This window comes from Acinetobacter wanghuae (assembly GCF_009557235.1).
Taxonomy (GTDB): Bacteria; Pseudomonadota; Gammaproteobacteria; order Pseudomonadales; family Moraxellaceae; genus Acinetobacter; species Acinetobacter wanghuae.
Window position 1 is genome coordinate 111,481 of the sequence record NZ_CP045650.1, and the last position, 12,724, is coordinate 124,204.

Here is a 12,724-nt window from a genome sequence, read left to right on the forward strand (position 1 = left end):
ATTAGTCTTGATGACTTGGGGAAAACAGCTGACTTATGTCAGTCTAGCATTGGGTATGTTGAGTAGCATGAGTTATGCTGAAACAGCGTTACTCAGTGCTGAACAAGCGCTTCCCATTCAAGTCATCTCGACCAGTCAACAGCAAGCTGAACTGCGTTGGGATATTCCTGAACAGTATTATTTATATCAGCATAAAATAGGGGTTAAGCAAGGGGCTGAACAGCTCAAGCTCGATTTACCACCTGCCGAAAAACTCTATGATGAAAACTATGGGCAAGTCCAAGTTTATTATCAGCAACTAAAACTGAATATTCCCACACAAGCTGGGCAAAAATATCAGGTGACGTGGCAGGGCTGTGCCAAAGATCGCATTTGCTATCCACCTCAAACCATTGAATTTAATACCGACCTTTCAGGCTTAGTTCAGCTTGAGCAGCCGACAACATCCCAAAAACGCTTTAGCGATTTAGTGACATCCTCAAATGATCATGCTGTAAATACGACGACTGCGTTTGCAGATTCAGCGACTGCTTCTGATGTGGCGAATACATCTGTAGAAAATGATGCGGCACAAGACCAAAAATGGTCAGCACGTTTGGCAGATTCGTCTTTTGCCTATGGGATATTGTTATTTTTTGGCTTAGGTATTTTACTGGCATTTACACCGTGTTCATTGCCGATGCTACCGATTTTAAGCTCATTGATTGTTCGTGATCGTAAAGGGCTGAATGCAGGACTGATTGCCTTTACATTTGTGAGCAGTATGGCATTGATCTATGCCATTTTAGGTCTCATTGCGTCATCAGCGGGCTTGAATTTTCAGCGCTGGTTACAACAACCGAGTACCTTAATTGCCTTTAGTTCACTGTTTGTCTTATTCGCCCTAAATTTATTTGGATTGTTTGAAATCAAATTGCCGCAAGCACTGACGCATCGTCTCGATCGCGCTCAAGCCATGCAAAAAGGTGGTAGTTTGATCAGCGCAAGCATTATGGGTATGCTCTCTGCGCTCTTGGTTGGACCTTGTATGACCGCGCCACTTGCAGGGGCATTACTGTTTATCTCGCAAACCCAAAGTCAGTGGCAGGGCGCTTTACTGTTATTTGTACTGGGCTTTGGTATGGGTACACCCCTGTTACTCGCCAGTATTTTAGGTTCACGCATTTTGCCTAAAGCAGGCGATTGGATGAATCAAATTAAAGTGTTGTTTGCATTTATTATGCTCGCGGTAGCGCTTTATTTTGTTCGTCCACTGATTTCAGCCGCAACCTTGCAATGGCTATCCTTGGTGCTCGGCATCGTATTTGTAGCTTATGTATTGCGCCAACTGTTTAAGCAGAGCGGTCTGCGTTGGCTATATATTCTCTGTTTAATCACGGCTGTTCCTTATATTGCCTATAGTCAATATCAGCATAGTCAGCGGTTTTTTATCACAGCGCAGTCAACTCAAGCCCAATGGCATGTGGCGACCACCGCAGCTGATTTCGAGCGTATCTTGGCAAGTGTGCCAAAGGGGCAGCGGATTATTATTGATGTCTATGCGGATTGGTGCGTGGCATGTCAGCCCATCGAACAAGGCATTCTAAAAAATCCAAACGTACAACACGCATTGGCGCCTTACTTTTTGATTAAATTGGATTTGAGCCAATATGATCAAACTCATCAAGCTTTGCTAAATCAATGGGATATTTTGGGTCCACCGACTTACTTGTTTTTAGATGATAGACACAAAGAAATTCGTGGTTTACGTTTAACGGGTGCCTTTAGTCAAAACGAATTACTCGCACAACTAGCCCGCTTTAAAGTGTCATAAAATGCAGATTCCGCAATAGATCAACTTGCTATAGATGATGCGTTTTGTATTAAATCGCTTTTACCTGTTTGGCATGCAGATTAGACTCAAGCGCAATCGTATAGCATTTGACTAAATTTCGCCCCGATGCCTTGGCATAATACAGGGCTTTATCGGCTTGGCTCAGCAATTGTTGCGGGCGAAGCTCAGGCTTAGAGATTGCAATCCCAAAACTGGCAGTCACGTGAATGATCTCGCCTTCATCGCTTAAAATTTTAAGCTGTTGAATCGCGCTACGGCAACGTTCAGCCACTTGTTGCGCTTTCTCTAGACTCGAGTTTTTCAGAATTAAAATAAATTCCTCTCCCCCAAAACGTCCGACAATATCACTTTCACGTAATTGTTGATTCAGTACGTCACTGACTTTAATGAGCGTTTCATCACCCTTATGATGGCCGTAGAAATCATTAATGCGTTTGAAATAATCTAAATCGAGTAATACCACAGCATAATCATTTTTTTGAGCATCATTTAACTTGTCCAAACACTGATTAATGCTACGTCGGTTAAATAAACTGGTCAGCGGGTCAATCTGACTTAAATGCTGAATGAGTTTTTCTCGATGTCGCCATTGGCTCAGAAGAATTTCAAACAACATCATGCAAACGGCCAAAATCGGTACGATGAAATAAAACATCGACAACAACCAAAAGCCATTGTAGAAAAACTTGTTTTGAATATTAAACAGTGGTGAATAAGGCAATTGACCGATGAAACACAGATAACCACAGATGCTTAGAAAAATCGAGGCGGGAATCAGCATGCTGTAGACCAACTTGCGGTGGAACAAGACCAAACCGACAGTGACCAAGCACACGTAAGCAATCATGGCCACGGGGCTAACCACACCCACAATATAAGCATCACGACACAGTGAAAAAACAAAGATACCCACCGCAAGATAAGGCAAGAAGCTTTCGACCTTGCGATTGTTTTGATATTTATAACAGGGATAAATCAAAAATAATAAAATGAAAAAGAACAGGCTATTTAAAAACAATTGTGAGCGAACAATGTCCACATTGACGAACTGCCAATATTCGGGACTGAATAAGACAAAAATATCCCATGCCAACCAACTCAGATGTACAGCACAGCCGAGAACAAGGATCAGGATGCATTTTTTCAGGACGCTCCAATTCATGACGACATCGTCTTCAAAAAGATATTTCGCGACTTTTTGTTTCACTAGCGCTCGAAACATAGGCGAGATTCGCTTCATACAATGCTTTTAGCCTTGAAGTTTGTTATGAGAATTTTGAATCTTTATTAAAATTAAATCTGTTTATAGTCACAAAGATAACATGAAATAAATGATTTTATAATGATTAATATTTGGTCTAATTAAAAATAATATTGAGGCAGTGTTTTTTTTGCTTTTGGGTGTTATTTATACATCTTTAAAAAGGCTCATAGCATAAAAAAGGCAATGTTCATGAACCATGACATTGCCGTTGAATGATGAATAAAACTTAGTCTTTATCTAAACGATGAGCAAAGTCGGATAAATCCGCTAAGGCTTGTTTGGCTTCATTAAACCATGCACTGAACATTTGGAAGTTATGCCACATACCGGTATAAATTTTGAACTCAACATCGACTTTGGCTTTTTCGGCTTTTTCTTTGAAGCGCTGAGCATCATCAAGTAGGATCTCTTTTGAGCCGACTTGAATATGAATCGGAGGTAAGCCGCTTAAATCGGCAAAGAAGGGTGATATTTCAGGATCGCTCCGATCCATTGATTTGGGTACATAATAATCTATGCCGGCTTCTAAGGTTTCGATCGATAGCAACGCATCATGTGTGTTGTTGTATCGTAAAGAGGGACTGCTTAAGGTCAGATCTAAAAAAGGCGAGAGCAGAATTAAACCACTCGGCTGAGGACGCTGCTGTTTTTGAATTTTTAATGCCAAAGCGAGCGCTAAATTTGCACCGCAAGAATCGCCCGATAAAATAATATCTTTGGCTTTTATGCCTTGATTTAGCAGCGTTTCATAGACATCAAATAAAGCATCTAACGCTTCTGGATACATGGACTCTGGTGCAAGCGGATAGTCAACATGCAACACTTGCATTTGGGTGCGCGCTGCAATTTGGGTCATAAAAGCACGATGCGTATTCATTGAGCCGAGGAAGAATGCACCGCCATGAATATGAAAAATTAACTGGGTCGCTTCTTGCTGCGGCTTGATTTCTTCTGCTTTTAAGCCCGCCAGTCTTAAGCTGCGAATCTCAATATTGTCAGCCTTTGGAAAGAGTTTACATAGCTGTTCCAATGCCATACGGACAGTGGCAGGGGGTAAATTAAAGCGACTTGGAGCGCGGATAGCGGTCTTTAAAAAACGCTCAGTCATTAATTGTTTAGTCAGTGGGCTGATATTCATGTTATTTCCGTCTTTTTATGCTTATATTGCAATTGTGGATTATTTACCAAGAATATTTACAAGGTTACACTAAATAGTCACACGCAAAAATTGAATAATTGTTGTGACTTTTTAATACTACATTGGTCTACTCACCAGACTTAGGGAAATAAACAAAAATGAAAAAAATTGCGCTCGCTTTAGGATTATTAGGTTTAACCGCATTTGCCAATGCAGCTGATCCTTTAAATGGCACAGTATGGAAAACAATTGATGACAAGACCAATCAACCCAAAGCCATTGTAAAATTTACTGAACAAAAGAACGGCACATTGTCTGCTAGCATTCAACAGGTCTTAACGCCAGGTGAAGAAAAAGCATGTTCAAAATGTGAAGGTCCATTCCACAACAAATCTTTAAAAGGCTTAACCATTGTTAAAGGTTTGAAAAATAAAGGTGGAACACAGTATGCAGACGGTCAAATTCTTGACCCAAGCTCTGGCAAAACATACAAACTTAAAGGTAATGTTGCTGAAGGTGGCAATAAACTCGAACTTCGCGGCTTCATCGGTGTGGCAGCGTTAGGTCGTAACCAAACATGGATTCGTGCAAACTAATGTGCATGAAGCTCATCAAAAAAGCCTGACAGATGTCAGGCTTTTTTATATGTACTTTATACAGATGTGTATGATTTAAGCTTGAATGGCGCGAATTGCGTTTTCATCAAAACCCGCCAAAAATCCTTGCGTGGTTTGAATAATCGGACGTTTAATTAAGCTGGTATGTGTTGTTAATGCGGCAATCAGCGCATCTTCACTTGAAAGCGCTTGTGCTTGTTCTTCAGGGCTGAGTTTGCGCCATGTTGTACCTTTTTTATTCAGTACCATATCCTGTCCTAAAGCATCTAGCCAAGTCTTCACTGTCGCGCTATCAATACTTTGTTTTTTATAGTCATGAAACTCATAGCTGAGACCCAATTCCGTCAATAGATCGAAGGCTTTTTTCATCGAGTTACAGTTTTTAATGCCATACACTTTGAGCATATCAACAACCTAAAAAAATACTTATGAATGTATGAAGCTTAGCGAAATTTTAAGCTTGCGACTATGCTTTTTGCAGCGTATAGAATTAAAAGAAAATGAAAGCATTTTTCAGTCATTTGATTGTCATAAAAGAACGATAAAATAAGTTCGATTGAAAAGATAAGTACAATAAAAGCGTTGTTCTAAATGTAGAAAACCCGCATTTAATCATCCTGATCATGCGGGTCTCAACTTAACGTCCAATGTTACATCCTTGAAAAACCAATTCATCGTGAGTCGGTTTTTGTATTCATCCTACGGCGTCCAATCCTTTTGTGTCATCCTGACATGTCCTTGTGCCGTGCGCCAATAATGCGCTGATATAAGCATGATTTAAATCTACAAATGCGTCTTGTGATGTAAGCCATTGACTGTAATTGAGTGAACAATCGTTCACTCAATATATACATTCTATTGAACGTGCTATTTCACTTAAAGTTTATAATCAATGATGACCGGTGCATGGTCGCTAAACCACGTTTCTTTATAGACCCAAGCATTGACAGTGCGCGCTTTCCAATCTGGCGAGCAGGCTTGGTAATCAATACGCCAACCGACGTTTTTTGCACGAGCTTGCCCACGGTTTGACCACCATGAATAGACTTCAGCATCTTTACGAACTTCACGGAACGTATCGACATAGCCTAAATCATCGTAGATATGATCGAGCCATGCACGCTCATGTGGCAAGCAGCCTGACGCTTTTTGATTGCCTGACCAATTTTTAATATCAATGCGTTTATGCACAATGTTGTAGTCACCGCAGACAATCACGGATTTATCTTCATCACGCCATTGTTTTAAGATTTTCTTATATTCATCGAGGAAGTGATCTTTACGTGCTTGCGCTTCATCACCTGATGAACCCGATGGTAAGTAAAGAGAGCAAATATGCGCAGTTTTTTCTAAACCTACATCAAATTCTGCGGAGATAAAACGACCTTGAGAATCTGCTAGTTCAAAACCTAAACCATCCGTTACAGACACAAATGGTAAACGGCTATAAATAGCAGTGCCTGCATAACCCGGCTTTTCAGCAGGGAATAGGTGGGTGTACCAGCCTTCAGGCTTAAATTTATCGGTCCATTGTTCATGGTTAATACGAGACTCTTGCATGCAGATGACATCGGCATCTGAAGTTGCCATCCAGTCAAAAATCCCTTTTTTTTCAGCGGAACGCAGACCATTTACGTTGATTGATACGACACGTAAAATTTTTTGATCACTTGGATAGCTACTCTTTGGTATCATGCTCAGGTTTAACCTCAAACTTAAAAAAATGGAGCACCTCATGACAGCGCAAGCGGCTTTTAATCCACAAGCTTTTATCGAACTCGCATTATCACGTGGTGTGCTTAAATTTGGTGAGTTTACTTTAAAATCGGGTCGTGTGAGTCCTTATTTTTTCAATGCTGGTTTGTTGAATGACGGCGAAGCCTTGACTGGCTTGGCATCTGGCTATGCGGCAAAATTAACAGAATGCGATAACGTTGAAGTAATTTTTGGCCCTGCGTATAAAGGTATTCCATTTGTTGCGGCAACTGCTGTAGCGTTGTCTCAAAATCATGGCATGAGTGTACCTTGGGGATTTAACCGTAAAGAAGCCAAAGATCATGGTGAAGGCGGTGTTCTTGTTGGTGCTGCGGTTGAAGGTAAAAAAGTGTGGATCATTGATGATGTGATTACTGCCGGTACTGCAATTCGTGAAGTCGTCACCATTTTGAAAAATGCAGGCGCGCAAATTGCAGGTGTGTTGGTTGCGTTAGACCGCCAAGAAAAAGGTCAAGGCGAATTGTCTGCCATTCAAGAAGTTCAAAAAGAATTAGAAATTCCTGTGCATGCTTTAATTACCATGAAAGATTTGATGGATTATTTAGATGCCAAAGGCGATAAAGATGCTTTAGCGAAAATGGAAGCGTATCGTGTGAATTACGGCATCTAAAATTTAATACAAGATATTGATTTTTAATAAAGCTCTATCCATGATAGGGCTTTATTTTTATAAATGATTTTATGGACAAAACAATAATAGATTTCTTAAAATCTCATATCTCTGAGCAAACGACTCTAACGGATTGGCTATCTGTAATTATATATGCTTTTACATTAGCGGTTGCTTCGTGGGCTGCTTGGACTGCGAAAAGAGCATTAGCTGAAAATCAAAAAATTACGAGAGTGCATACAGACCCCTTCATAATAGTCAAACTTGACCATATGGTTGAATCTATAAATTGGTTTCGATTAAAAATTGCTAATGAGAGTTTAGGGCATGCTTTCAAAATTAAAATAGAAATAAAAAATAAAAATTCTAGAAAATACAGTCTTTTGGCTGATAAGATTTTATCACGGATCAACACTCCTAATTTCATGATTAGAGGAGTAAATCATTTATCTCCTTCAGAACAAAAATTCAGTAACTTTTTTACTATGGATAAAGTAATAGAACAGGATCAGCGAAATACAGACATGTTTTTTAATTTAAATTTTGAGGTAACTGTTACTTATCAAAATAAAAATAAGAAAAATTTTTGTGATGTATATATTTTAGATTTTTCTGAATTTAAGGATGTGGAACGTATAACATCAAAGAGTGTATATGACAGGCATTTAGATGAATTTAAAAAGATAAATAAAAATTTAAGTGATTTAAAATCAGAGCAAATTAAATTTAAAAATGAATATGAAAAAGCGAACAGAGGGTGGACTGAAACAGAATTAAGAGAAAAGGTGAGCTATTTTGATAAGCAAAGAGTTATTCGTAAAGCATTAAATCAAGTACAACCCGATGATTTGGTTGACAGAAGAGTTTTACCTAGAGAGTCTATTCAAAAAATACGAAGGAAAAATAAATAGCATAGTGTATCGAGGAGGTAGCATACGCCAAATCATCTCTAAGAATAGCTCAACCCTTCTTTTTCGATGGAAGAAGGGTGTGTTTTACGAAGCTGCTTTAGTAGCCAAAGACCGAATCACATCTCTATAACTTGGTGGAGAATCGACATAATTACGTTCACGTAACATGTTATGCATCTTAGCTAAATGCTGATGTGGTACAGATGCCATCAAATGATGCTCAATATGGTAATTGACATGAATCGGGGCAACAAAAGCACGTGCAATCCATCCTGCTCGCGTGGTACGCGTATTGGTCAAAGCAGAAGTACTCTTTTCTAAACCTGCATGCTCTGCCATTGCTCGAATACGAAGAAACAACGGGAAAGGTGTGATATATGCCAAAGGCCATAATAAATATAATTTCGGATGACCTGCTGCCTTTAATGCAGAAAATAAAACTGCATTGGTCAACAGCATTCCTGCGCTGTTTTTAACCAAGTTCTTTGCCAAATCCAAATGGCTGCGCTCATCTTTTGGAATCGGTTTTGGATCATTAGAGACACTCCATTCTAATAGTTCCAAATCCATTAGCACGCGACCAAATAAAAACTTAATTCCCGATTGCCCTGTTAAGTCACGTAAAAATTTACGATATAAAGAGCTGGGTGTAATTGGAAAGTTTTTGACTAGTCCTAAATCAGGATCATCTGCTTGTGAAGTACGAGCATGGTGTTTTAAATGATAAGGTCGATAATGCCCAACATCATTCCAAATGGGGCGGGCACAGAGCCAATCGGTTAAATGCGTATTCAGCCATTTACTTTTAAACAAACTATGGTGTGCTGCATCGTGCATTAAAATGGCTAAAGCCAATTGCCGACCTGCTAAAATTGCTAAAGCCACTGCACACATGAGTAATTTTCCCCACCACGGTAAATACTGCCAACTATAGGCAACCGTACCAAAGGTCATGCCAATCACTGCCCACGTCGAAGCGACAGACCATGCGCCATGTAAATCGGATGCTGTGGTCAGCTCGCGAATTTCCTCACGGCTAAACAGTTCAGTGACACTGACTTTGCTATTCATTGTTATTATCCATTATTTACTTTTATCAGTTTAGATTAGCAGAGAACTGTGGCAAACCGATTGGCTTGAATTTAAAGATTTACAAAAAAGCTAAAACCTGTAGGTCTATTTCAACGACATAAAATTATCTAAAAATATGAGGTTAAAGTATATAAAAAAGGAAGCCAAAGCTTCCTATTTTATTGGGTATTCATTAATAACCGACAGTAAAACGCTGTTGAATATGATTGTTATGTTCTAACTCATCGGCAAGTGCAACGGCAAAGTCTTCGGCAGAAATTTTACTGCCATCTGAACCAACTAGGAGTTCATCTTTACCTGTACGGAATTCACCTGTGCGTTTACCTGGTGCAAATTCAGCAGAAGGGGAGATAAACGTCCAGTCCACATCATCCGCCTGTTTCAAGCTTTCTAAAAATTGCACACCTGCTTCGGCTTCAAGCTTATATTCTTCAGGAAAATCTTCACTGTCTAAGACACGAACATTTTGATTCGGTAAATTTAAACTTCCAGCACCGCCCACGACAATATAACGCTTTACTTTAGACTCACGTATTGCCTGAATAAGACCATTGGCATTTAAACCTTGGAAACGTACCGAACTGACCACGGCATCTTGACCTTTCAGTTCTGTAACTAAAGCTTCTTGGTCATTTAAGTCTAGATCGACGGTGAGAACACGCTCAGTGTCTGCTAATTTATGTGTATTACGCGCAATTGCTTTGACGTAATGACCACGGGAAACCAGTTCCTCTAAAATACGTGAACCTGCCATTCCTGTTGCACCAATTAAAGCAATTTTCATCATAACCCTCATTTACTAATTCATCTCGTCAGGTTCAATTGCGAATACTGGACGGATGAGTATATTTATAAAATTTCATTAAATACTTTAGAGCTTATTGGGGCTTTGCACTGTTAGCTTTTTATAGTCCTATTGAGAGCCAATCAGAATAGGTGTGTACGAAATATTTTACGGATCTTGGGTTTATGTAAATTAAGCTTGGTTTATTTTGAGCGAGCTGCGATGTTCTTTACACACAATGAACCCAAATATAGAAAGCAGCCTATTGCTATTTTTTATATGTATAATATTTTTGAATAAATAATAAACACAATAGGATAACTATGGATGTATTAACGCGTTTTATCATTGAAGTGGTGATTGCACTTGGGGTAAGTGGGATTACAGCTTATGTGATCACGACTGTTTTAAGAGACTTATTGGTCGATTTATGTGGCGATTTGACCCGAGCTAGATTTTGGGCACGCTTTACCATCATTATGTTGTTTTTAACGCCACTCATGTTTGTGATGTTCTTTGGCGTCTCTTTTGATGCCAGTTATGCCGATCATGGTGTAGTGAAACGTGCTTTGGCATTGAGCCTATTTGGGGTGTTCTGCGCATTTTTATGTATTGCATTTCAAATTTCGAAATTTATCCCAGAGCAAAGCCATGTTCGCTATAAAGAAGATGAGTTATCTCAAAATTAAGTGTGAAAGGGTTTGGATAAACGCTTAGACATAAAAAAAGCACCCGAAGGTGCTTTTTTCTAACGCAACTCTAAATTATAGAGCAACGATGTTTACAGCGTTCGGGCCTTTTTGACCTTCAACAACGCTGAAAGAAACTTGTTGGCCTTCAACCAAAGTTTTGAAGCCAGAACCAGTAATTTCACGGAAATGAGCGAAAACGTCAGGGCCGCCATCTTGTTGAATGAAGCCAAAACCTTTAGTTTCGTTGAACCATTTCACTGTGCCAGTAACTGTATTAGACATATCTTAAACCTATAAAAATTTTAATAATTTTAGCCATGGAAGTGGCTATGGGTAACTTGAAAAAACAACAAGAATTGAAATAAAGATCTGAAAAAACGGAGGATTATAAATAAAACTGCGGTACTTTAAAGAAGTTTAACTGAACAACACTTTAACACTTTTTTCTAGTTAATTGTATTGTACACCATCTTGAGTATTTTGCTCGATTTAAATCATATTTATTACAAATAAAGACATTATTAAAATTATTTTCGCGATTTTAATGGCTTAGCGATCATTGTTAAGTTTTATTTAAGCATTTCGGTCATCTATGAGCTTGGTCGTAGGCAGATCTAAATCTTGATCACACTTTTTACATGCCAAAGACATACCTAATTTTTCAGATCGGCTGGTTTGGGTTAAAACCCAAGGACGATTTTGCCACGGTGGATTATGTCGCACATGTTGCGTATGGCCACAGCTCAAAATAGCATACCAATCTTGTTCATGGTCTTGGGCGAAATCGACAATGGCTTGTTGCATAGGGGCTTTATCTCTCATCACAAGAATACATACATACTCATGCAAAATCTGAATAACCAAAAGAATAATCTCGGCTATACTCATTGCCAAATTTCATTTTAAAAGAGCGAAGAGACATGCGCGTACTTGTTGTGATGGATCCCATCGAAAATGTAAACCTAAAAAAAGATTCATCGATGGCGATGCTTTGGGCAGCAGCACGTCGTGGGCATGAGTTGGGTTATGCATTACAGCAAGATTTGTATATTGATCAAGGCAAAGCCTTTGGTTTGATCTCGTCACTCAACGTTTTCGAAGATTATAACCATTACTATGAACTTGGCGAAAAACAAAAAGAATCGATTGCTGCCTATGACGTGGTGTTGATGCGTAAAGACCCACCGTTCGATATGAACTTTGTCTACACCACCTATATTTTGGAACAAGCTGAGCGCGAAGGGGCGTGGATTATTAACAAACCGCAAAGCCTACGTGACTGCAATGAAAAACTCTTTGCGACTCAATTCCCTGAACTACAAGTGCCGACTTTAGTGACATCTCAAGATTCACTGATTCGTGAATTCATTCAAGAACATGGCGATGTGATTGTAAAACCACTTGATGGTATGGGCGGTATGGGTATTTTCCGCTTAACCGCAGAGGGTGCCAATATCGGTTCAACGTTAGAAATGCTCACCGAAATGGGTCAACAACCGATTATGGCGCAACGTTATATCCCTGAAATTGTCGATGGCGATAAACGAATCTTGATGATTAACGGCGAACCTGTACCGTATTGTTTGGCGCGAATTCCACAAAATGGTGAAACACGCGGCAATTTGGCTGCGGGTGGTCGCGGTGAAGCACGTCCTCTCACTGAAAATGATAAGGCGATTGCAGCAAAAGTGGGTCCATTTTTACGTGAAAAAGGTTTAGTTTTTGTCGGGCTTGATGTCATTGGCGAATATGTCACTGAAATTAATGTGACCAGTCCAACCTGTATTCGAGAAATTGACAATCAATTCGGTACATCCATTGCCGATGATTTATTTGATGTGCTTGAAGCGGGCTTAAAACAGTCCATTTAACGACATTGGTCAAAAAGTCTCATTCAGAGGCTTTTTGACCAAAAAGTATATGTATCGTCTTCACAAAAATGAGAAACATACCTCAATCATGATAAATTGTAGTGAAATATTATGGATTAATAATAAATCTAGTTT

The 12,724-nt window shown here is 39.3% G+C and carries 14 protein-coding genes; 6 read left to right on the forward strand and 8 right to left on the reverse strand.

Annotation, left to right across the window (positions count from 1 at the left end; all coding sequences use genetic code 11):
- Positions 1–10: 10 nt before the first annotated feature.
- On the forward strand, positions 11–1,813 hold the full coding sequence (dsbD, locus tag GFH30_RS00520; RefSeq protein ID WP_153370149.1) for a protein-disulfide reductase DsbD: 1,803 nt from the start codon (positions 11–13) through the stop codon (positions 1,811–1,813).
- Positions 1,814–1,862: 49 nt separating this feature from the next.
- Here dsbD and GFH30_RS00525 read toward each other — a convergent pair whose 3' ends face one another.
- Positions 1,863–3,074 (reverse strand): GGDEF domain-containing protein, encoded by a 1,212-nt coding sequence (locus tag GFH30_RS00525; RefSeq protein ID WP_153370151.1) that lies wholly within the window; start codon positions 3,072–3,074, stop codon positions 1,863–1,865.
- Between the two features lie 250 nt (positions 3,075–3,324).
- On the reverse strand, positions 3,325–4,236 hold the full coding sequence (locus GFH30_RS00530; protein WP_153370153.1) for an alpha/beta hydrolase: 912 nt from the start codon (positions 4,234–4,236) through the stop codon (positions 3,325–3,327).
- Positions 4,237–4,394: 158 nt separating this feature from the next.
- Here GFH30_RS00530 and GFH30_RS00535 point away from each other — a divergent pair, with 158 nt between their 5' ends.
- Complete coding sequence (locus GFH30_RS00535; protein ID WP_153370155.1) at positions 4,395–4,832, forward strand: DUF2147 domain-containing protein; 438 nt, start codon at positions 4,395–4,397, stop codon at positions 4,830–4,832.
- Between the two features lie 75 nt (positions 4,833–4,907).
- Here the strand turns inward: GFH30_RS00535 and GFH30_RS00540 are convergent, their stop codons facing one another.
- Positions 4,908–5,258: a Spx/MgsR family RNA polymerase-binding regulatory protein gene (locus GFH30_RS00540; RefSeq protein ID WP_153370157.1), complete on the reverse strand. Its 351-nt coding sequence runs from the start codon at positions 5,256–5,258 to the stop codon at positions 4,908–4,910.
- A gap of 471 nt (positions 5,259–5,729) precedes the next feature.
- Positions 5,730–6,548, reverse strand: coding sequence for an exodeoxyribonuclease III (locus tag GFH30_RS00545; RefSeq protein ID WP_153370159.1), 819 nt, complete (start codon positions 6,546–6,548; stop codon positions 5,730–5,732).
- A 40-nt stretch (positions 6,549–6,588) separates the two neighbouring features.
- Between GFH30_RS00545 and pyrE the strand changes: the two genes are divergently transcribed.
- Positions 6,589–7,239, forward strand: a complete 651-nt coding sequence (gene pyrE / locus GFH30_RS00550; protein ID WP_153370162.1) for an orotate phosphoribosyltransferase — start codon at positions 6,589–6,591, stop codon at positions 7,237–7,239.
- Positions 7,240–7,310: 71 nt separating this feature from the next.
- Positions 7,311–8,150 carry a hypothetical protein gene (locus GFH30_RS00555; protein WP_153370163.1) on the forward strand — a complete coding sequence of 280 codons (840 nt, stop codon included), beginning with the start codon at positions 7,311–7,313 and terminating at the stop codon, positions 8,148–8,150.
- Positions 8,151–8,234: 84 nt separating this feature from the next.
- Here GFH30_RS00555 and GFH30_RS00560 read toward each other — a convergent pair whose 3' ends face one another.
- On the reverse strand, positions 8,235–9,221 hold the full coding sequence (locus GFH30_RS00560; RefSeq protein WP_153370165.1) for a fatty acid desaturase family protein: 987 nt from the start codon (positions 9,219–9,221) through the stop codon (positions 8,235–8,237).
- 193 nt (positions 9,222–9,414) lie between these two features.
- Positions 9,415–10,026 (reverse strand): NAD(P)-dependent oxidoreductase, encoded by a 612-nt coding sequence (locus tag GFH30_RS00565; protein ID WP_153370167.1) that lies wholly within the window; start codon positions 10,024–10,026, stop codon positions 9,415–9,417.
- Positions 10,027–10,349: 323 nt separating this feature from the next.
- Here GFH30_RS00565 and GFH30_RS00570 point away from each other — a divergent pair, with 323 nt between their 5' ends.
- The gene (locus GFH30_RS00570) at positions 10,350–10,715 is read left to right on the forward strand and encodes a hypothetical protein (protein ID WP_153370169.1); all 366 of its coding nucleotides are present in this window, start codon (positions 10,350–10,352) and stop codon (positions 10,713–10,715) included.
- A gap of 75 nt (positions 10,716–10,790) precedes the next feature.
- On the opposite strand, the gene GFH30_RS00575 is transcribed toward GFH30_RS00570, so the two are convergent.
- Both GFH30_RS00575 and GFH30_RS00580 read right to left on the reverse strand, forming a co-directional pair.
- Entirely contained in the window at positions 10,791–11,000 is a 210-nt protein-coding gene (locus GFH30_RS00575) for a cold-shock protein (RefSeq protein ID WP_153370171.1), read from the reverse strand.
- 291 nt (positions 11,001–11,291) lie between these two features.
- On the reverse strand, positions 11,292–11,522 hold the full coding sequence (locus GFH30_RS00580; RefSeq protein WP_153373314.1) for a DUF3565 domain-containing protein: 231 nt from the start codon (positions 11,520–11,522) through the stop codon (positions 11,292–11,294).
- A gap of 116 nt (positions 11,523–11,638) precedes the next feature.
- Here GFH30_RS00580 and gshB point away from each other — a divergent pair, with 116 nt between their 5' ends.
- A complete protein-coding gene (gene gshB / locus GFH30_RS00585) occupies positions 11,639–12,589 on the forward strand; it encodes a glutathione synthase (RefSeq protein ID WP_153370173.1) in 951 nt (316 codons plus the stop codon).
- Positions 12,590–12,724: the final 135 nt, after the last annotated feature.